The organism is Dactylosporangium aurantiacum, from assembly GCF_000716715.1.
Taxonomy (GTDB): domain Bacteria; phylum Actinomycetota; class Actinomycetes; order Mycobacteriales; family Micromonosporaceae; genus Dactylosporangium; species Dactylosporangium aurantiacum.
The window spans coordinates 159,294-178,050 of the sequence record NZ_JNYJ01000054.1; the positions used below are offsets into that span (position 1 = coordinate 159,294).

Consider the following 18,757-nt stretch of genomic DNA (forward strand, 5'->3'; position numbering starts at 1 on the left):
GGAGCCGGCAGATGGACCTGAAATTCTGCGTCACGTGCACCGCGGACGACGTCACCGCCGCGACCGCCCCCGACCTCGACGAGCTCATCCGGCGTACCTTGGCCGGCCTCGACGCGCCGCACACCGTCGTCATCGACCTGCACGAGCTCGAAGTTTTCGCGGTCACCGGCGCCCGGACGCTCGTCACCATCCACGAGCGGTGCCGCACCCGCGGCATCGACTGCCACCTCGTCGCGCCGCCGGACCATCCCGCCCACCGCGTCCTGAGCCGCCTCGACCTGTCACCGGACCCGCGGATCGTCGACAGCGTCAGCCACAACCCGCCGGACCTGTCATGACCCGCCACCTCGCGCTGTTCCACCGCGGGACCGGCGACCTCGTGACACCGTCGGCCCACCCGTTGATGACCGCCGAGTCACGGACCGTCCAGGACCTCAGCGACCTCCGCCGGCAGGTCAAGCTCCACCTCGCCGACGTGCCGACCCTGATCCGCACCAGCGCCTACCTGCACGGCGAGCCACCGCTGCGGCTGGCCCTCTGGGCCCGCGACGGCCGCCTCGAATGCCGCGTCACCGACCGCGGCCCGGGCCATCCCGACCCGACCGCCGGATACCATCCCCAGCAGGACCCCCGCCGCGCCGGCGCCGGCCTCTGGCTCGCCCGCCAGACCTGCGACGACCTCGACATGTGGCACACCGGCGCCGCCTTCACCGTCCAGGTCGCCACCCGCCGTGCGCTCCACGACCGGCCACGCGGGCGCCCTCGCCCGCGTCGAGACAGCGCACACCCGTGCGGCACTCATCGCCCGCTCTGGACCACTAAGCATTGATCAAGGTCTGCGCCTTCGGTCCAGAAGCGTGGGCGCGCGGACGGCCTGGCGGCCGTGGTATGGGCGCCGGGCCGGGGTTGCGCCGGTCAGGGAAGCTGGCCGGCCGCGTCCACGATCGCGAGCCGGATTCGGGCGGCACCGCTGAACTCGTTGTGCACACCGCGGAGTCGCTCACCGAGGTACTCGTACGTCCTCGGGTCGAAGACCAGCTCGTGCCCAGCGCCACCATCGGACATCTTCACCCCGATCCCGCGCCGCCCGGACGCGTCCTGTGCGTCCTTGTCCACGGTCACCCCCGGGATCCGCGACGCTGCCGAGAACAGCGACGACAGCGCGGCCGGTGGCAGGTACGCCTCCCGGATGAGCTCGCAGACAGTGTTGAACGCTTCCACGTCGCGGGGATTGTCCCCGTGGCTGTTCTCGTAGAGCCAACTGAACATGACGTCCGTGGTGGTCGGCAGGTCAGTCCGAAACGCCGGTTGAGGCTGGCACGACCGGGCGACGCCGCCATCCACAAAATGCCCGTCGCGGCACCCTCGCAACGGCACGTCCTCCGGTCTGCCCGGCTCGGTTTGAGGCCTTCCCGGCTTCGTCCCGCTGCCCGGGAACTCCTGACGTAGCAACCCGTCCCGCGTGCCGTCCACCGACAGCCAAATCTGGCGCATGCTTGGGTTCGGGATTCCGGTATAGCCGACGGTGACCGACTCGATGAACACGTACTGGTCGGGTCGGGCCTTCAGCGCCGGCTTGTCCTGCGCGGCGACCGCGGCGAGCTGCAGGACCCCGGCGGCATCAGTATCGGGTTCCACGGTGCCGGGCGTGGGTCGGTTGCCGAGCAGGGCGCCGACGCCTAGTACCCCGGTCAGCAGCAGGGCCAGACCCATCGTGGCGGCCAGGCTCCAGCGGAGGCGGGGTACCGGCCGGCGCATCGGGCGGCGGCGAACCCCGCGGGCGTTCCGGACCAGGTCGGCGCGGGCCGCGGCGAGAATCGTTGGGTCAGCGGGCGACACGTCGCTACGGAAGCCCTTGACGAGATCCAGCTCCTCCATGATCATTCCATCTCCCCACGTGTGATCAGATCGAGATCGCCCATGACCGCGCGGATCCGCTTCCGGGCGCTGTGTAGCCGTGAGCGGACCGTGCCGACCGGTACGCCCAGCGCCCGCGCGACCTCGTCATAGCTGAATTGCTCCCAGGCGATGAGCAGCAGGACGCTGCGCTCGCCAGCCGGCAGTTTGGCCAGTACCGCCGCAAGCCGCCGGTGCGCATCCGACGCTACGACCCGGGCGACGACCTCCTCCTCCATGTGGTCGCCCACCGGGTCCACCCCGGTACGGGCTAGCGCCCGGTATTGGCGGATCTCGGCGCGCTGTTGATGCCGGAGCAGGTTGGTGGCGATGCCGAACAACCATGGCCGGGCATCCGGGTGCCTGGTGTCATAGCGTTCCCGCTGACTGAAGGCCACCAGGAACGTTTCGGCGGTCAGGTCATCGGCGAGTGTTCGGCCGATCCGCCGCGACAGGTACCGGTGTACCGCTGCCGCGTGCCGGTCGAAGACCTCCGCGAACCGCTCCCCCTCCCGTAAGGACTGCTCGACGAGGTCGCTGTCACTGAACGTGCTCGCCGCCTCGTGGGGCGCTGTGCGCGCCGTCATACTCGCCCGCTTCCGGGGTACTTGATCATCGAACACCTTCCCTGTCGACGACGACGTCACCTGTCATTGCCCGACCGGGCCAAACGAGTTCGAAGCTCGACCCCACAATCGCCCTTGCGACATCAAATCCTCGCGAAGTGCCGGAGCGAACGGTGCGTCACCGAACACGGCCTCGGCGTCATCACCGGCGAAGTCAGCGCCGGCAAACCGTCGCCGTCCGCGCCGCCCTCGCCGCGCTCGACCCGACCCGGCACACCATCATCGGCGCCTGCGGCATCCACCGCGCCATCGTCGCCGCCCTCGGCGGCCCTCGACCAACGCATCGCACTGCGCTACATCCTCAACCCGATGACCGCCACCGACACCGCCGGCTACGTCAAACACCACCTCGCACCCGCCGGCCGCACCGACACCCCTCTTCTCCAACGACGCCGCCACCCTCATCCACCAAACCAGCCGCGGCCTGCCCCGCGCCGCCGTCGCCGAAGTCACGACAGAATGAACACCACCACGACACCTTGAACACCAAGCCCTGCCCACCTACGGCGGACAGGGCTTCACCACGCCGCTCCACGCTCACCAGCAACGACGCCTACATGCTCACCGCGAACGTCGCGCAACAGCCGGCCGGCTTGTCGACACCGGCGCCCCGATCGGCGGGTCCCGCCACGACAGCGTCGCGTTCGACGCTTCCGGCATTGGCGGAGCCGCGCAGCATGATGAGCCGGCCGTGGCGCCAGGCCAGCGACGTACGGTCCCGTTCGATGCCAACGCTGCCGGTGTTGTTGAGCGCGGCGGCCCGACCGTTGTCGCCCGCGCCGAGTTCGACCGGCGTCCCGTCAGGCCGCCAGAACTCGGCGTGGGTGCGCTGCCGGGTGCCGGAGGAGGCGCCTGGCCCGCTGGCCCACCCAACTGCTGGATCATTGCCCTCCGCCCGGCCCAGCCAGTAATGCTGGCACGCGCGCCCGACCAGAGCGGGTGTCGCCCATTCGAGTGACCACCTGGTCACGCTCGCAGCCGCGACTCCCACCACTCCACCAACGAATCCACGCTCATCTCTTTCAGCACGGAGGTGGGCAGAAGATCCGCGTACGCATGGCACTGTGTCGCCAAGTGCACGGCCGCGACGGCGGGAACATCACCGCACCGCGACCGGACAACCTGAAAACTGTCATGTTGGACGTCCATGAAAAGCGAGTCCGGCAGAAGTCCGAGGCGCCCTCCATTGCCATGATCGACCGCACTCAACTCGGCCAGATCCGGATGCGTATGGGCGGCAGTGGGTGCCTACGGTGGTGCAGTCAGATGGCCGGCGGCCAGCTGCGGTGAGGGACCCGGACGGGGTCGGCTCGGCGGTGGCGCCCAGCCAGGTGCGTGCCTGGGAGTGCTGCTGACGCGATGGAGCCAACAGCCCGGACGGCCGGCGCCGTCGCGGACGTCCGCACGGCGATGCGACCCCGGCAGACGATCTTCACTGACGACGGTCGGCGCTGGCCTGGATCACGATCCGGAGATCCTGCTTGATCTTGGTTGACACCATCGCACCCAGTCCAAGATTCAGACCAACCGGCACGAACGGATCCCTACCAGCACGCCCCGACCTGGACTGTTGCGAAACAGCGGCTCCCTTTCGGAGCACTTCAGGTCCACAGTGGACGAATCGCGAGAGGCGGTTGATCTACGTTTCCGCAGGTCAACCGCCTCTTGATGTTGCGCGCCCGAAGGGACTCGAACCCCTAACCTTCTGATCCGTAGTCAGATGCTCTATCCGTTGAGCTACGGGCGCTTGGTGCTCGCCTAGTGTACACACCAGGTTTTGCGCGGAGGCTCCGGGATTCGAACCCGGGATGGGCTTTAAGACCCAAACCGCATTAGCAGTGCGGCGCCATAGACCGAACTAGGCGAAGCCTCCACAGCCCCTGTCGCCAGGAGCCGCCGTCCGAGGATACAGGGACAGCAGAGGACCGGGCAAAGCGGGTACGCTCCCGGCGCGCCGCGACGACCACCGCCACTGCCCCGGACCACGTTTGCGCTGTTCACGGCGCTGGCGTCGGTCGGCGCGCCATCCTCCCGCCGCGTTCACCCAGGAGTGCCACGCCGACGCGTGCCCTCCGCCGTCCCCTGCTGCTCGCAGCGGCGACGGCGATCACCACCGCCTCCGCGGTGGTTCCCGTCACACCTGCCGTCGCCGCCGACCCGGCCGAGGGGCGTCTCGCCGGGCACCGGTCACGGTCGAGGAGGACCCGCTGCCTACCGGGGCCGTCGGTCGGCGGCTGACCAGGGCCGGCGGACGGTACCAGGCCGGCGGCCTGCTCGTCGAGGGCCGGTACACCGTGGGCTTCAGCGGCCTGCACGGGGTCACCCAGCGGGCGCACGACTGGTGCCCCGGCGCACGGCTGCGTGCAGCCGGTCGACGTGGATCTGCCGCTGACCGGCACCGGCTTCCGCCAGTGGTGCACCGACGAGGCCGGCGGCGCGCTGCGCCACGGCGGCGGCACCGTCGCGGGCACCATCCGCGACACGACCGGCGCCCCCGTCCCGGCGGAGTTGCGGGCCGTCGCCGCGCTGTCGGGCGAGCCGGTCGCGTTCGCCGCCGATGTCAGCCAGGACGGCCGCTCCGGCAGGCTCGGCGGCACCGGCCTGGCCACGGCGCAGACGTTCCGGGCCAGGAACGACCGGACGACCACGGTCACCGAGACGATCCCCGCCGGCTGACCATCGGCCCGGGGGTCCTGTCCGGGATCCCCGGGCCGCACGACGGGTGCTGAACCCGCAGGCGCATTACGCTCTTGCGGATGGGAGAGGATCCAAAGTCCACTCAGCCTCCGCGTTCCGACGAGACGCCCTCCCGCCCGAGGGTCCTCGGTGACACGTCCCTGCGGTTCGAGCCGCCGCCGCAGGACGACCCGGCGGACACGCCGCCACCGCCGGTCGCCACCCCGCGCCCGGCGACGACTCCGTTCGGCGCGCCGCCGGCGCCGGTGGAGCCGGCGAAGGCGGTGCCACCGCAGCCACGGATGCCGCGGCCGGCGGCGGCGCCGGTAACGCCGTTCGCGCCGCCCACCAAGGCCGCTCCCCCTGCCAAGGCCGCTCCCCCTGCCAAGGCCGCGCCGCCCACCACGGCCGCCACGGCCGCGAAGGCCGCGCCGCCCGCGAAGGCCGCTCCCCCTGCGAAGGCCGCGCCGCCCGCCACGGCCGCGAAGGCCACGCCGTCCGCCACGGTTGCGCCGCCCGCGAAAGCCGCGCCGACTGTGAAGGCGGCGCCTGGGAAGACTGCGGCGGGGGCGACGGGGGCGGAAGGAGTGGTGGCGCCGGCGAAGAAGGTCCCGGCGGCCAGGAAGGCTGCTGAACCGGTGACGGCCGCGGACGAGGTGCCGCCGCCCGCGAAGAAGGTGGCCAAGAAGGCGGCCAAGAAAGCGGTGGCGAAGAAGGTGGCGCCGGCCGCGGACGTTCCCGCGGAGGTCCAGGACGTGGAGCCGGCAGCCGCGGAGACCGTCGGGTCTGCGAATGTTGCCGCGCCCGCGGCGACCACCCCGCCGGTGAAGAAGGCGCCCGCGAAGAAGGTCCCGGCGAAGCAGGTCCCGGCGAAGAAGGCAACGGTGAAGAAGGCTGCCGCCAGGAAGGCGACGGAGAAGGCAGCAGCGGACCAGCCGGTGAAGAAGGCGGCTGCGAAGAAGGCCACCGTCGAGGCGACCTCGACGCAGGAGGTCCTCTTCCCGGCGACCACCGCGCAGCTGGCGCCACAGCCCGAGCCCGCGCCGGCGCCGCAGGCCCAGCCCGAGCCACAGCCCGAGCGGACGCCGGAGCCGACGCCCCGGACCGAGCCGGCGCAGCAGGACCAGGCCGAGGCGCAGCCCGAGTCTGAGTCGCGGCGCGAACTCGAACCGGAACCACAGCCGGAGCCGCGGGCCGAGTCGTTGGTTGCCGCTGCCGTCGAGGTGGTCGAAGCGGACCCGACCGACCTCGGCACGTCCGCCGAAGCGGCGGGGGTCGGGCGTCAGGAGGGTGGGGAGCGGGCGGGGTTCAACCCTGCGTACCTGCCCGAGTTCCTCGCGCTCAGTGCCGTCGCCAGGCTCGGGGAGAGTGCCCGGGAGCGGGTGGCGTGGTACGCGGTCAACTACCCCGGGGCCGACGGGGACGCGGTGGGGAGAGCGATCACGCGGGAGTTCGTGCGGCGGGCGCGGCGGCTGGGGTTCGTGGCGGGGGCGGCCGGGTCGCTGGGGCTGGTCGTGGAGGCGGCCGGGGTCGGCTGGTTGCAGGCGAAGCTGGTCCTGCACCTGGCGGCCGCGCACGGGCACGATCCGCTCGATCGGCGGCGGGCGGCCGAGCTGCTGGTCCTGCAGCGGGTGTACGCCGAGGTCGCCACCGCCGAAGCCGCCCTCCTCGCCGCGGAGCAGGCGCAGCGCTCGCGGCGGGCCGGGCCCGGGGTGGGGGTGTCCAGGCTGGCGGGTCCGCTGGGGCGGGTGGTTGGCGGCGGGCTGCTGCAGGCCGCCGGCGTGAGGATCGCCCGGCGGGCGGTGCCCGGCATCGGGCCCGTCGTCGGCGCGGTCGCCGCGGTCAGGTCGACCGAGGCGATCGCGATGCGCGCCACCCGCTACTACCGCCGCCGAGGGAGTCGCCCCGAGCCCGGCCGCTGAGCGCCGTCACCGGCCGCCGGCGGCCGGCGAACCCGCACCACCGGCGGCCGGTGAAACCGTCGGCACCGGAACCGGCGACACACCGCTGACCGAGGGCGACGGCGCACTGGAAGCGGACGCGCTCGGCGCCGGGGAAGGCGCACCGGGAGCCGGGACCGGCATCGGCGGCGGGCCGGCGACCGGGCCGATCGCGACCGTCGTCCACGCCCGCGCCTCGGTCCCGTCGCCGAACTCGACCATGCCCAGGTACCGCTTCGCCGGGTCGAGGCCCTTCCACGCCGCCTCGAAGCTGACCACCTGCTGCGGCCGCACCGGCGAGACCCGCGGCGTGACGGTCAGGTTGCCCGCCGCCGCACCGCCGACGAGGAACGTGTGCGCCCGCACCGGCAGGGCGTCGGCGTCCGGTGGGGCGGCGAAGCGCACCACGTACACCTCGAAGACACCCGTCGACGTGAGCGCCACCTCCTCGTCGGCGGTGGTGCCGTCGCTGCGGTCGACCAGGTCACCGTCCTGGTAGACGTAGAGGTCGAGGTCGGTGCCGGGGACGTGGTCGGCGGCGAAGGTGGCCAGCCGGGCGACCTCGGTGCCGGGCGGCACGGTGACGCTGAACGTGAAGACGGCGGGGCCGGTGGCCGGGGCGGTGGGCACGAAGGCGGCGGTGCTGCCGGCCAGCCTCCGCTCGGTGACCGTGGACGGCGCGAGGCCGTGGATCTTCGTCGTGATGGTGCCGGTGTACCCCCCGGTGAGGTCGATCGTGGCGGTGCCGGCGGCGCCGGTGCCGGTGACCTCGCCAGGGCCGGCGAGGGCGACGGGGCGGGCGCCGATGGGGCTGCGCACGGTGTGGCCGCGCAGGTCGGTCCAGGTGAGCGAGCCGAAGGTCCAGGTCCGGTACGGGGCGTCGGTGCGGGTGATGGTGACCTGGAAGGTGGCGCTCTCGCCCGCGCCGACGGTCAGGGTGCTCGGGCTGACGGTGACGGTGACGCCCTGCGGCTGGGTGACGGCGGCGACGTAGACGCTGGGCTGGGTGGAGACGTTGGTCACGGTGCGGGTGACCGTCTGCCGGCCGGGCAGCGCCGCGACGGCGATCGACGGGTAGTTGAGGTCGCTCGGGTCGATGGTGCCGACGGTCGGGCACCAGTCGCTGACGAGCTGGAGCTGGCCGAGGCCGCAGGCGTAGCGGGCCCAGTCCTGGGGGCCGGACTCGTAGACGAGGCCGGGGTCGAAAGCGCGGGCGGGGGTGACGTGGCCGGCGCCGTAGTCGAGCGGGCTGGCGATGCTGCCGGCGCGCTGGATCATGCCGTCGGTGTTGTCGAAGACGCTGGCGGTGGTCATGAGGGCGGACTGCACGGCCGACGGGGTCCAGGTGGGGTGCGCGGCGCGGACGAGGGCGGCGATGCCGGCGACGTGCGGGCTGGACATGGAGGTGCCGGACTCGCCGTCGTACAGGTTGCCGTGGTGGCCGGCCGGGGACACGCCGGCGACGATGTCGACGCCGGGGGCGGTGATGTCGGGCTTGATCAGGTCGCCGCCGCCGGCGAGGGCGGGCCCGGGCGAGGAGAAGGCGGCCATCGCCGGGGCGCGCGGCACCGTCTTCGACACCGCGGACAGCGACGCGGTCGGGGCGGCCGTCTTCGCGTACGCCTTGATCGCGGCGCCGGCGACGTGGTCGACGTGCACGGTCGGGATGACGTGGTAGTCGGCGTTGAGCGAGTTCTCGTCGGGGTTGTAGAGGACCATGCCGACGCCGCCGGCGTCGCGCACGGCGATGCTCTTGTCGGTGCGCGGGTTCACGCCGCGTTTGCACAGCACGATCCGGCCCTTGACCGCAGCCGGGTCGAGGGTGCCGGGGTAGCACAGCTCGACCTTGTCGGGGTCGGCGCTCTTCAGCCCGGCGGTGACGGCGTCGACGAGCGGCGCGGACGGCACGGCGGGGCCCTGGCCGGCGCCGGTGTACGTCGTGCCGTTGCCGAGGGTCACGGACTTGTCGGCGCCGCGGTCGTGGGTGCTGGCGGCGACGGTGGTCACCCACGGCGCGTTGTGCGCGACGGTGGACGCGTCGGGGCCGCTGTTGCCGGCGGAGGTGGCGACGAAGACCCCGGCCGCGGCCGCGTTGTAGAAGGCGAGCTCGATCGGGTCGACGACGAGCGCCGAGGAGCCGGACACGGAGTAGTTGATGACGTCGACGCCGTCGCTGACCGCGTCGTCGACGGCGTCGAGCAGGTCGACGGTGCCGCCGGAGCCCTCGCCGTCGGACTGCCGCCACAGCGCCTTGTAGACGGCGATGCGGGCGGCCGGGGCCATGCCGGAGACGTGGCCGACGGGGTCGCCGTTGATGGTGGCGGGGATGTCGTGCAGGCCGGCGGCGGTGGTGGCGGTGTGGGTGCCGTGGCCGTCGTAGTCGCGGGGCGAGCGGAACTCCGACTCCCAGCCGCCGAAGCCGCTGCCGTCGTAGTACCGGGCGCCGATGACCTTGTTGTTGCAGGTGATCCTCTGCTCGGCGGTGCCAGTGCCCTCGTCGCACTTGTCGGCCCCGCCGGCGTTCCACTTCCTGTCGATGAGGGCCTGGTCGGGGCGCGGCTCGGGCAGCGCGGCGAGGCTGGGGCTCTCCGGCCAGAACCCGGTGTCGACGACGCCGATGATCATGCCTTCGCCGGCGCGGGACGGGTCGCCGAACTGCCTGCTCCACGCGCCGGTGTCGCCGGTGAGGCCGAGGAAGTCGGGGGTGGAGATGGTGTCGACGGTGCGCCGCTCGTTCCGCCAGACGCGCCGCACGCCGGGGGTCCGCTCCACGCGCGCCTTCTGCGCCGGGGTGAGGGCGGCCGCGAAGCCGTTGAAGGCCGACTCGTACACGGCGACGGTCCGGCCGATGCCGGCGCGCCGCAGCACCGCCGCGCGGTCGGCACGGATCCGGCCGCGGGCGCTCTCCTGCCGGCCGGCCGGGTCACCCGCCAGCTGCACGATGTAGAGCGCGGTGTCGGTCCTGGCCCGCGCCGCGACGGGCGCCCCGAGGACGTAGGAGGCGGCGAGGGTGAAGACGAGAAGGATTCGGCCCACGCCAGTCAGACTAATTGTGGCGATTTGCCCTATCTCAGGAACGCCAAATGATCCTTGAGCAGCGCGTACCCGACGAACGAGACGATGTCGAGGATGGTGTGGGCGACGATGAGCGGCATGACCCGGTTCGTCCGCCGGTAGAACCAGCCGAAGATCAGCCCCATCACGAAGTTGCCGACGAACCCGCCGAAGCCCTGGTAGAGGTGGTACGACCCGCGGATCGCCGCGCTCGTGACGATCGCCGGCCACCAGCCCCACTCGAGGTCGCGCAGGCGGGTCAGCAGGTAGGCGATCATGACGATCTCCTCGAGCACGCCGTTCTGCAGCGCGGCGAGGATCAGCACCGGCACCGACCACCAGCGGGTGCCGAGCGCCTCGGGCACGATGCGGGCGCTGACGCCGAGCTCCTGGGCGACCCAGACCAGCCCGAGGCCGGGCAGGCCGATCAGGGCGGCCAGGCCCGCGCCCCAGCCCAGGTCGGAGGCCGGCCGCACGCCGAGCCGCCACTCCTCGTGGTCGCGGCGCAGCAGGTACACCGCCAGCAACGGCGCGACGAAGCCCAGCGCCGCGTAGGTGAGCTGGTAGGCCAGGTCGAGCCAGGGCCGGTCGGGCGTGACCGACGGGTTGAGCGTCGCGGTCTGCTCCGACAAGGGCTTGACGTAGGTGAGCCGGTCGATGATCGCGAGAACCGACAGGATCGCGGACCTGCCGAGCGACACGCCGAGCAGCAGCAGCACCTCAACGCGGACGGCACGCCTGTCGATCACGTCGAAACTGTAGTGCGGTCGGGGCGCCGCCCGCACGAACGGCGCCCCTCCCGCGTCAGGAGTCCCCGAACGCGTCGTACTTGATCCGGATCGCGGGGACCTGCAGCTCCGCGAGGGTGCGCAGGGTCGAACGCACCATCTGCGGCGAGCCGGAGACGAAGAAGTCGTGATCGTTCCACGGGCCGTACCTGGCGACCACGTCGGAGATCTTGCCGTGCTCCCCGGGGAACTCGGGGTCGTCGGCGGTGGCGGCCACCACCGACAGCCAGGGGTACCGGGCGGCCAGCCGGTTGAGGCAGGCCAGGTCGTACAGGTCGGAGCGGTCGCGGGCGCCGAAGAACACGTGCACCCACCGGGTCCGGTTGGCGCGGGTCATCTCCTCGATCAGGGCCTTGATCGGGGCGAGCCCGGTGCCGCCGGCGACGCAGACGATGTCGCGGGTCGAGCGGCGGTCCAGGACCATCGAGCCCATCGGCGCGCCGAGCCGGATCATGTCGCCCGGCTGGACCCGCCGCACCAGCGCCGAGGACACCCAGCCGGCGCCGAGGGCCCGGACGTGGAAGTCGATCGAGCCGTCCTTGCGCGGCGCGTTGGCCGCCGAGTACACCCGCCACAGCCGCGGCTGGTATTTGCATTCGACGCTGATGTACTGCCCGGCGCGGTACTCCAGCGGCTGCAGCGGCCGGCAGGTGATGACGGCGATGTCGGGGGTGCGCCGCTCGTGGTAGAGCACCTCGGCGTGCCAGTAGGGCGGGTTGGTCGCGTCGGCCTCGGCGCCGGCGATCATCTTGGCGGAGATGACCGCGTAGGCGTCCCGCCACGCCTGGTCGAACTCGAGGCTCCACTCGTCGCCGCCGAAGGTGCGCAGGGCCTCCAGCAGCGCGTTGCCGACGTCGTCGTAGTGCTCCGGCTGGACGTGGAACTTGCGGTGGTCCCGGCCGAGGGACCGCAGGTACTCGGCGAACGTGTCGGGGTCGTCGACGGTCTGCACGGCAGTGACGATCGCGCCGAGGAGCCGGGAGCGCTGCACGTCCATCTGGACCGGGAAGAGGTCCCTGAGCTGCGGATTGTTCAGGAACATCCTCGCGTAGAAGTAGCTGGCGAGCTTGTCCTGCTGATCCTCGACGAGGGTCCAACTCTCCTTCAGTAATCGCGACAGATTGCTCATCGGTGCCCTTCGCGGTCAAACGTAGGTGCCGTAGGAGAGTCAGCCTCGCCACCAGCGAAGACCACGCATCGCACTGACTGTGCGACGTCTCGTGTTCAGCGCCGGTTTTCCCCTCGACGCGCCGCCGGCGGGCACTGGACACGGGGCCGGCCGGCCATGTCGCACTGACTGTCCGGCCGCCCCGCCGCCCCGGTGTTTCGCTGGTCGCAGGCGTCCGTCTCCCGGAGGTGCACCGTGCCGACACTGTCCGAACACGAGGTCCGAACCGAGCTCGACGACCGGATGCAGGACTTCATCCGCCGCCAGGAGATGCTGTTCGTGGCGACGGGCGAGCCCGAGGACGGCCACGACTGCACGTTCGTCACCGGCGGCGCCGGCTTCGTGCGGATCCTGTCCGTGAACCGGCTCGCGTGGCCCGAGTTCGACGACGTGAGCCTGTCCGAGGCGATCTCCGACATCGCCCGCGACCCGCGGGTCAGCCTGCTCTTCGTCGACTTCGCCCGCGGCGCGATCGGCCTGCACGTCAACGGCAGGGCGAAGATCCTCGACGACGACGCGATGCGGCGCGCCTACCGCGCCCTCAACCTCGACCCGGCCCTGGATCTGGTCGCCGACCGCCGCCCGGCCCGCTGGATCACCGTCTACGTCGAGTCGGCCTACCTCTCCGCGCCCGGCGAGCTGTGACCGCCCAGCCGTGACCGCTCAGGCCGTGACCGCTCAGGCCGTGACCGCTCAGGCGTAGCGCCAGGGCTTGCCCGTCTGCCGGTATTCCGTCGTCGGTACGAGCGGCGCGTCGTGCTCCATCCGGTCCAGGTACAGCCGCCCGTCGAGGTGGTCGATCTCGTGCGCCACCAAGCGGGCGAGGGCGCGCTCGAACACGGTGGTGACCGTCGTGCCGTCGAGCCGCTGGCTCTGCACGGTGATCTTCAGCGGCCGGCGCACCAGCCCCCGGACGTCGAAGAACGACAGGCAGCCCTCGAACTGCTCGTCCGCGTCGCCCGACTCGGCCACGACCTTCGGGTTGATCAGCACGATCTGCGCCGCGTCGGGCTCCGCCGGGCGGATCACCGCCACCGCCAGCCCCGCACCGAGCTGCGGGGCGGCGAGCCCCACACCCTTGACGAAGGGGTGCAGCGCCTCGATCCGGTCCAGCGCCGTGGACAGCTGGCCGACGACGTCCTCGGCCCGCGCCGACTCGCCGGGCAGGTCCAGGTGCCGCACGGGCCGGTCGAGGCCGGCGTCGCCACGTTGAATCACACCGGCCGCGCGCATGGCGTCACTCGAGGCCGGCTGCACGAAAGGGGGCTCCTCCCAGTCGTCCGGCTGTTCCACCGCCCCCTCGGGCCGGGTGCCCCGGAAGCGCCACTCCAGCCGGTAGCGGTCGTGCAGGGTCGCCTGCTCGGTGTGCCAGGAGAAGACCGCCCGCCCGTCGACGGACAGCTCCTGGGTGATGGGGGTGCGCAGCGGCACCTCCTCCGCCGACAGCGAGGTCTGCACGCCCCAGACGACCGGCCGCATCCGTGCCGGGAACTCGACCTCGATGGTGAGCTGCCGGGTGGGCAGGCGGACGGTGCGCTGGAACCAGTGGCCCCACTTCTCGACGCTGATGTGCCACGAGTACGCGATCGTGGTCCGCTGCCCCGGGTACAGGGGGAAGCGGCCCTGCGCGTTCTCGAACAGCAGCCACGCCTCCTTGAGCGCGTCCCGGTCGGTCTTGGACCGCCAGTCCATGGGCTCACCGGCGCACGACGCCACCATCGCCAGCTCCTCCCACGACATGGGGTGGTCGCGGTGATGGCGGTTGGAGCGCGCCGGGTCGTCCGGGTAGCGGTCCACGGAGATCCGCACCAGGTAGCGCGTGACCGGCTCAGTGCCGGCGTTGTACAGCGCACGGCGGACCGTGCACCGGTACCTGCCGTCGACGTAGGACAGCCGGGCGGTCTCCCGCTCCACGACCAGTCCCGTGCCGGGCGGCAGCCACTGGTCGGGCACCGGCGGGTCGCGCCCGGGCAGCCCGACGCGGCTGCGGGCGGTCGCGCGCAGCTCGTCGTACTCCTTGTAGCGCTGCCAGATGGCGCCGCCGCTCTGCAGGATCGCCTCGGCGCGGCGGGCGAAGTCCTCGGTGGGGCGGTGGCGGCGGGCCTCGACGTGGCTCACGTAGGAGGCGTCGAACCCCATCGCGGCGGCGAGCTGCTTCTTGGACATGCCGCGGTCGATGCGCCACCGCGCGAACTCCGCGACGAACGCCTCTGACGCCCGCTGCACGGGAGAGTCGCTCGTGGTCATGTCCGGCCCAGCCCCGCAGGGAGACGGCCCCTGCCCACCAAGTGTCCCTGGGGTAACAGTCGAACAGGTCAACCGGACAATTTGCCGACAAAAGGGTTGACAACACCACTCCATCGGAGTTGATCAACGTCCTGGCATCAGCACCACGCTTGTACAAAGTCACCCAAAGTTACGACGCATGCCGGACAATTGGAGAGTGGTTAGGCTTACCTAATCCCTGTATCGTGGGCGCTTGGCACGGATGTCTGGGGGTATCCAACGGTGGTGAGCACCGCACACACGCAGTCGACGGACGCCGCGCCGTGGCGCTCCCGCCGCGTGGCCCCCTGCCTGGTCGGCGACCCAACGTGACCGCGCTCATCAGCCGCGCGACCGCCGACCCGCTGGCGCCGGTGCTCGCCTCCCTCACCCGGATGGGGCTGCGGCACGGCAAGGAGTCACTCCAAGGACTGTCGACCGGGCTGTCGACCGGACCGGTCCCCCACGCGCCCGGCTGGCGCGGCGCAGCGGAGCTGCTGACCGCCGAGGGCGTCCAGGACTGGCTGGCCGCCGCCGAGGGGCGCTGGAGCGCCCAGCCGCACGCGGCCGCGGCCCTGGCGTGGAAGTGCTACTCCTACTGGCTCGCCCTGCCCGCGGTGCTCGGCTTCGCCGAGGCGCGGCGGGTGCCGCTGATGACCCCCGACCACGTGCTGGTCCGGTTCTCCGAGCGGCAGCCCTTCCTGACCGTCGCGCTGCGCCGGCCGGTCACCGCGGTCCTCGCGACCGACCCGATCGTCGCCACCGACACCCCCGGGCTGCTCATCGTCGAGGACGAGGACGAGCTGCTGGGCGTCCTGCGGCGCTCCCTCGTCGACGCGCACCTCGACCCGATGCTCGACGAGGTGCGCAAGCAGGCACGGCTGAGCCGGCGGACGCTGTGGGGCTCGGTCGCCTCCGGGGTCTCCTACGCGCTGTCGCGTGGCTTCGCCGCGCCGCCCGCCACGGTCCTGGACACCGCCCACCGGGTGCTCGGCGCGCTCGGCGCCGACGACCTCGTCGAGCTGTCCGTGCGGGAGCAGGGCGGCTTGGAGATCAAGCGGCGGACCTGCTGCCTCGCCTTCACCCTGCCGACGCCCAAGGTGTGCACGAGCTGCTGCATCCGCCAGTGAGGCTCGAAACATCATTTCCGGGGTGAATGGGTAAGTTGGAAGCATCAACGACAGCGTCCTGACCAAACACACCGGGCACGTCCGCCTGGGCGACCACCTCTGCCTGCCGTTCGCCAGCGATCTCGAACAGCGCGAGGTGTTGTCCGCCTACATCGCCGACGGTCTCCTCCGTGGTGAGCGCGTGCTGTACTACTCCGACAAGACCGCCCCCGACGCCATCGACGCGTGGCTGGACCCGCGCGGCGTCGACGGTGCGCTCGCGATGGCCCGTGGTCAGCTCGAGGTCCGTCCGGCCACGGACGACCACTTCGACCCCGGCACCCTCGTCGACGGCATCCGGGACGCGATCCGCGACGCCCGCGCCGCCGGCTTCCAGGGCCTGCGCCTCACCGGCGAGATGAGCTGGGCCCTGCGCAGGGTGCCGGACACCGGCCGCCTGCACGAGTACGAGTCGGGAGTCGCCTCGACCGTCACCGGCTCGGAGGAGCTCGCGGCCATCTGCCAGTACGACGAACGCCTCTTCGACCGGGCCGACGTCAGCGGCCTCGTCGCCCGGCACCCGGGCGTGGTGTGCGTCGACCCGCTGCACGACGACCGCCGGCTGCGCATCGTGCCCACCTACGCCCCGCGCGGCCTGCGTGTGCAGGGCACCGTCGACGAGCTGAGCGCCGCGCCCTTCGCCGAGGCCCTCGCCCACACGACGCAGTGGCCGGAGGCCGTCGTCGTCATCGACCTCGCCGAGCTGCGCTTCATCGACGTGGCCGGCATCCGCACCCTCGTGCGGGCCGCCGAGGCGCTCCCGCCGGGGCGGACCCTGCAGGTGCGCAACCTCGCCCCCACGCTGCGCAACGTGCTGCGGATCGTCGGCTGGGACGCCACCCCCGGCCTGACCATCGGCGAACCGGGGATGGCGACGACATGACCCTGATCCACCAGGCCCTGCTGTTCGACTCCCCGGAGCAGTTCCTGGCCGCCGCCGTCCCCTTCGTCGTCGACGGCGTGCACCGTGGCGACACCGTCATCGCCGTCACCTCCACCGACAACACCCGCCTGCTGCGCGAGCGGCTCGACGGCACCGCCGACCAGGTCACGTTCCTCGAGCCGGCCGGCTGGTTCGACTCCCCCGGCCGCACCCTCGACGCCCACTACCGCCGCATCGACGCCCTCGCCACCGACAGCGCCTTCCTGCGGGTCATCGGCGAGCCCGTCTGGGCCGGCCGCGACGAGCTCGAGACCTCCGAGTGGGGCCGGTACGAGTCCGTCATCAACGTCGCCCTCGCCGACGCCCGCGCATGGGTCATGTGCGGGTACGACAGCAGGACCCTCGCCGGCACCATCGTCCAGGACGCCCGCCGCACCCACCCCCGGCTCGCCGTCGGCACCGCCAGCGAGATCAGCGCCGACTTCACCGAGCCGGCGTCCTACTACGCCTCCCGCGACACGCCGCTCGCCCCGTACCCGGTCTCCGGCGTCGAATGGATCCCCATCCACCCCGACCTGGCTCCGGTCCGGCAGTTCGTCGCCGAGCACGGACCGCGCTTCGGCGTGCCCGCCGACCGGGTCGACGACTTCATCCTCGCCGTCAACGAGATCGCCACCAACGTCCTGCGCCACGGCGGCGGCAAGGGCGAGGCCCGCATGTGGGCGACCGACCGCCGGGTCGTCTGCGAGATCACCGACAGCGGCACCGCCACCGGCAACTTCCTGGGCTTCCTGCGCTCCGACCCGCACTCCGAACGCGGTCACGGGCTGTGGATCGCCCGCCAGATCTGCGACCTGCTGGAGATGCGCACCGGCCCGTCGGGCACGACGGTGCGGCTGCACATGCGGCGGGCCTTCTGACACCGTGACCGCCGCGTTCTTCGAGCAGGAGGGCCCGCCGGAGGCGGAGTTCCACCCCGGCATCGCCCGCCGCATGGCCCACAAGACCGTCGCCGCCGGCGCACTGATCAGGGATCCCGCCGGCCGGATCCTCTTCGTGGTGCCCAACTACAAGCCGCACCTCGACCTGCCCGGCGGCATCGTCGAGCCCGGCGAGCCGCCGTCGGCCGCCTGCCGTCGCGAGGTCCTCGAGGAGCTCGGCCTGGACCGGCCGGCCGGCCGGCTCCTCGTCGTGGACTGGACCCCGGGCCGCGGCCCCTGGAGCGACCAGGTCCAGTTCGTCTTCGACGGCGGCGTCCTGGACCCCGGCAGCGACCTGCGCCCCGCCGAAGACGAGCTCACTGGCCTGCGCTGGGCCCCGCTCGACACCGCCGACATCCGCGCCTCCCTGCGCCGCCGGCTGTCACTGGCATTGACGGCGATCGACACCGGTACCGTCATCCACGCCGAGATGGGCCACCGCTACGCCTAGCGTTACTCAACGCCGCGTCACCACCTACTCGCCCCCGAACAGGGGAAACCGGATGGCTCCGTCGCCCTGCTGACCAGTGCGGGAGCGCGACCGTTCGTGTGCTGACGACCTCGCGGTCGCACGCGCACACTCTGTGACGTGACCACCGCCCGCCACACGCCCCGCCATCGCCGGGCCAGCCGCACCTCCACCGCCCTGCGCACGGTCCGCTGGCTCCGCCTGCTGCATCCGCGCCCGTTCACCGCGGTCGACCCCGACCCCGAGCCCGCCGCACCGTAGCGCCTCACGGATACCGTCCGGTGCAGGCCGGGCACGTCTCGGTCGACCGCACGGGCCCCAGCGCCCACAGGTCATGGGACGGCAGCACCAGCTCGGCGTCCTCCGGCAGGCACTCCGGCCGGCCGTCGCCGTCCCTGACCGCGTGCGCCACGACCCGGTGCCCGTCCGGCACGACGAACTCGACGTTGCTGTAGTCGCCCGCCACCGGACCGCCGTCGCTGGTGACGACCCGGACGCGGTTGACGACCTCGTACCAGACGAGCAGGTCGGGCTGGTCGACCGCGCGGGCGGCCAGCTCGGCGCCCACCCTGCCGACGTTCAGGTAGAGCACCGGTTCGCCGGCCGGTGCCGCCTCGTGGCCGAGCTGGACGACCAGCCAGGCCACCCCGTCCGCCCGCCCCCGCACGGCGTCGGCCTCGGCGCCGTCCCGGACCAGCAGCACCGGCACCTGCCCGGCGCTCACCTCGGCGCCCGCGGGCACGTACCGCGGGTCGAGCTTCCACAGCGCGCCGGCGACGGCCTCGACGCCGGTGCCGTACAGGACGACGCCCCGCCGTTCCTCGGCCACGCCACCATGCTCCG

At 72.3% G+C, this 18,757-nt stretch carries 19 protein-coding genes and 2 tRNA genes; 10 read left to right on the forward strand and 11 right to left on the reverse strand.

Annotated features, from left to right (window positions below; translation table 11 throughout):
- Nucleotides 1-11: 11 nt before the first annotated feature.
- A complete protein-coding gene (locus OP18_RS42705; protein WP_033364989.1) occupies nt 12-338 on the forward strand; it encodes an STAS domain-containing protein in 327 nt (108 codons plus the stop codon).
- Nucleotides 335-829 (forward strand): ATP-binding protein, encoded by a 495-nt coding sequence (locus OP18_RS42710; protein ID WP_033364990.1) that lies wholly within the window; start codon nt 335-337, stop codon nt 827-829. Before OP18_RS42705 ends, OP18_RS42710 begins: the two co-directional genes overlap by 4 nt.
- Before the next feature lie 86 nt (nt 830-915).
- On the opposite strand, the gene OP18_RS42715 is transcribed toward OP18_RS42710, so the two are convergent.
- The 5 genes from OP18_RS42715 to OP18_RS42735 form a co-directional block, all read right to left on the reverse strand.
- Nucleotides 916-1,878 (reverse strand): CU044_5270 family protein, encoded by a 963-nt coding sequence (locus tag OP18_RS42715; protein WP_033364991.1) that lies wholly within the window; start codon nt 1,876-1,878, stop codon nt 916-918.
- A 2-nt stretch (nt 1,879-1,880) separates the two neighbouring features.
- The gene (locus OP18_RS42720; protein ID WP_052388176.1) at nt 1,881-2,483 is read right to left on the reverse strand and encodes an RNA polymerase sigma factor; all 603 of its coding nucleotides are present in this window, start codon (nt 2,481-2,483) and stop codon (nt 1,881-1,883) included.
- A 592-nt stretch (nt 2,484-3,075) separates the two neighbouring features.
- On the reverse strand, nt 3,076-3,516 hold the full coding sequence (locus OP18_RS58145) for a hypothetical protein (protein WP_156090174.1): 441 nt from the start codon (nt 3,514-3,516) through the stop codon (nt 3,076-3,078).
- Nucleotides 3,517-4,196: 680 nt separating this feature from the next.
- Nucleotides 4,197-4,269: transfer RNA gene (locus OP18_RS42730), tRNA-Arg, on the reverse strand.
- Between the two features lie 35 nt (nt 4,270-4,304).
- Nucleotides 4,305-4,395, reverse strand: a tRNA-Ser gene (locus tag OP18_RS42735).
- Between the two features lie 503 nt (nt 4,396-4,898).
- On the opposite strand from OP18_RS42735, the gene OP18_RS42740 reads away from it, so the two are divergent.
- The gene (locus tag OP18_RS42740) at nt 4,899-5,198 is read left to right on the forward strand and encodes a hypothetical protein (protein ID WP_156090175.1); all 300 of its coding nucleotides are present in this window, start codon (nt 4,899-4,901) and stop codon (nt 5,196-5,198) included.
- A 103-nt stretch (nt 5,199-5,301) separates the two neighbouring features.
- On the opposite strand, the gene OP18_RS53890 is transcribed toward OP18_RS42740, so the two are convergent.
- A complete protein-coding gene (locus tag OP18_RS53890; RefSeq protein ID WP_052388177.1) occupies nt 5,302-6,165 on the reverse strand; it encodes a hypothetical protein in 864 nt (287 codons plus the stop codon).
- Here OP18_RS53890 and OP18_RS53895 point away from each other — a divergent pair.
- On the forward strand, nt 6,137-7,120 hold the full coding sequence (locus OP18_RS53895) for a hypothetical protein (protein ID WP_052388178.1): 984 nt from the start codon (nt 6,137-6,139) through the stop codon (nt 7,118-7,120). The genes OP18_RS53890 and OP18_RS53895 overlap by 29 nt on opposite strands.
- Nucleotides 7,121-7,126: 6 nt before the next feature.
- Here the strand turns inward: OP18_RS53895 and OP18_RS42755 are convergent, their stop codons facing one another.
- From OP18_RS42755 to OP18_RS42765, 3 genes are read right to left on the reverse strand one after another with little or no spacing between them, the layout of a single operon-like run.
- A complete protein-coding gene (locus OP18_RS42755; RefSeq protein WP_063745742.1) occupies nt 7,127-10,174 on the reverse strand; it encodes a S8 family peptidase in 3,048 nt (1,015 codons plus the stop codon).
- A gap of 29 nt (nt 10,175-10,203) precedes the next feature.
- Nucleotides 10,204-10,941, reverse strand: a complete 738-nt coding sequence (locus OP18_RS42760; protein WP_033365060.1) for a CPBP family intramembrane glutamic endopeptidase — start codon at nt 10,939-10,941, stop codon at nt 10,204-10,206.
- 55 nt (nt 10,942-10,996) lie between these two features.
- Nucleotides 10,997-12,109, reverse strand: a complete 1,113-nt coding sequence (locus tag OP18_RS42765) for a globin domain-containing protein (protein ID WP_033364995.1) — start codon at nt 12,107-12,109, stop codon at nt 10,997-10,999.
- A 234-nt stretch (nt 12,110-12,343) separates the two neighbouring features.
- On the opposite strand from OP18_RS42765, the gene OP18_RS42770 reads away from it, so the two are divergent.
- Nucleotides 12,344-12,793: a pyridoxamine 5'-phosphate oxidase family protein gene (locus tag OP18_RS42770; RefSeq protein ID WP_052388179.1), complete on the forward strand. Its 450-nt coding sequence runs from the start codon at nt 12,344-12,346 to the stop codon at nt 12,791-12,793.
- Between the two features lie 48 nt (nt 12,794-12,841).
- Here OP18_RS42770 and OP18_RS42775 read toward each other — a convergent pair whose 3' ends face one another.
- Nucleotides 12,842-14,395, reverse strand: coding sequence for a peptide deformylase (locus tag OP18_RS42775; protein ID WP_033364997.1), 1,554 nt, complete (start codon nt 14,393-14,395; stop codon nt 12,842-12,844).
- A 347-nt stretch (nt 14,396-14,742) separates the two neighbouring features.
- Here OP18_RS42775 and OP18_RS42780 point away from each other — a divergent pair, with 347 nt between their 5' ends.
- The 5 genes from OP18_RS42780 (at nt 14,743) to OP18_RS58150 (ending at nt 18,175) form a co-directional block, all read left to right on the forward strand.
- Entirely contained in the window at nt 14,743-15,543 is an 801-nt protein-coding gene (locus tag OP18_RS42780; RefSeq protein WP_052388180.1) for an IucA/IucC family C-terminal-domain containing protein, read from the forward strand.
- A 103-nt stretch (nt 15,544-15,646) separates the two neighbouring features.
- Nucleotides 15,647-16,465 (forward strand): MEDS domain-containing protein, encoded by an 819-nt coding sequence (locus OP18_RS42785; protein ID WP_279327182.1) that lies wholly within the window; start codon nt 15,647-15,649, stop codon nt 16,463-16,465.
- A complete protein-coding gene (locus OP18_RS42790) occupies nt 16,462-17,385 on the forward strand; it encodes a sensor histidine kinase (protein WP_033365000.1) in 924 nt (307 codons plus the stop codon). Before OP18_RS42785 ends, OP18_RS42790 begins: the two co-directional genes overlap by 4 nt.
- A 4-nt stretch (nt 17,386-17,389) precedes the next feature.
- Nucleotides 17,390-17,896 carry an NUDIX domain-containing protein gene (locus tag OP18_RS42795; protein ID WP_033365002.1) on the forward strand — a complete coding sequence of 169 codons (507 nt, stop codon included), beginning with the start codon at nt 17,390-17,392 and terminating at the stop codon, nt 17,894-17,896.
- Nucleotides 17,897-18,034: 138 nt separating this feature from the next.
- Complete coding sequence (locus OP18_RS58150) at nt 18,035-18,175, forward strand: hypothetical protein (RefSeq protein ID WP_156090178.1); 141 nt, start codon at nt 18,035-18,037, stop codon at nt 18,173-18,175.
- A gap of 4 nt (nt 18,176-18,179) precedes the next feature.
- On the opposite strand, the gene OP18_RS42800 is transcribed toward OP18_RS58150, so the two are convergent.
- Nucleotides 18,180-18,743, reverse strand: a complete 564-nt coding sequence (locus tag OP18_RS42800; RefSeq protein ID WP_156090179.1) for a hypothetical protein — start codon at nt 18,741-18,743, stop codon at nt 18,180-18,182.
- Between the last annotated feature and the right edge of the window lie 14 nt (nt 18,744-18,757).

Coding starts and splice junctions, on each gene's coding strand:
- OP18_RS42720 (WP_052388176.1), bottom strand. CDS start 2,483: ATGACGGCGCGCACAGCGCCCCACGAGGCGGCGAGCACGTTCAGTGAC.
- OP18_RS42715 (WP_033364991.1), bottom strand. CDS start 1,878: ATGGAGGAGCTGGATCTCGTCAAGGGCTTCCGTAGCGACGTGTCGCCC.
- OP18_RS42705 (WP_033364989.1), top strand. CDS start 12: ATGGACCTGAAATTCTGCGTCACGTGCACCGCGGACGACGTCACCGCC.
- OP18_RS42790 (WP_033365000.1), top strand. CDS start 16,462: ATGACCCTGATCCACCAGGCCCTGCTGTTCGACTCCCCGGAGCAGTTC.
- OP18_RS42775 (WP_033364997.1), bottom strand. CDS start 14,395: ATGACCACGAGCGACTCTCCCGTGCAGCGGGCGTCAGAGGCGTTCGTC.
- OP18_RS42710 (WP_033364990.1), top strand. CDS start 335: ATGACCCGCCACCTCGCGCTGTTCCACCGCGGGACCGGCGACCTCGTG.
- OP18_RS42765 (WP_033364995.1), bottom strand. CDS start 12,109: ATGAGCAATCTGTCGCGATTACTGAAGGAGAGTTGGACCCTCGTCGAG.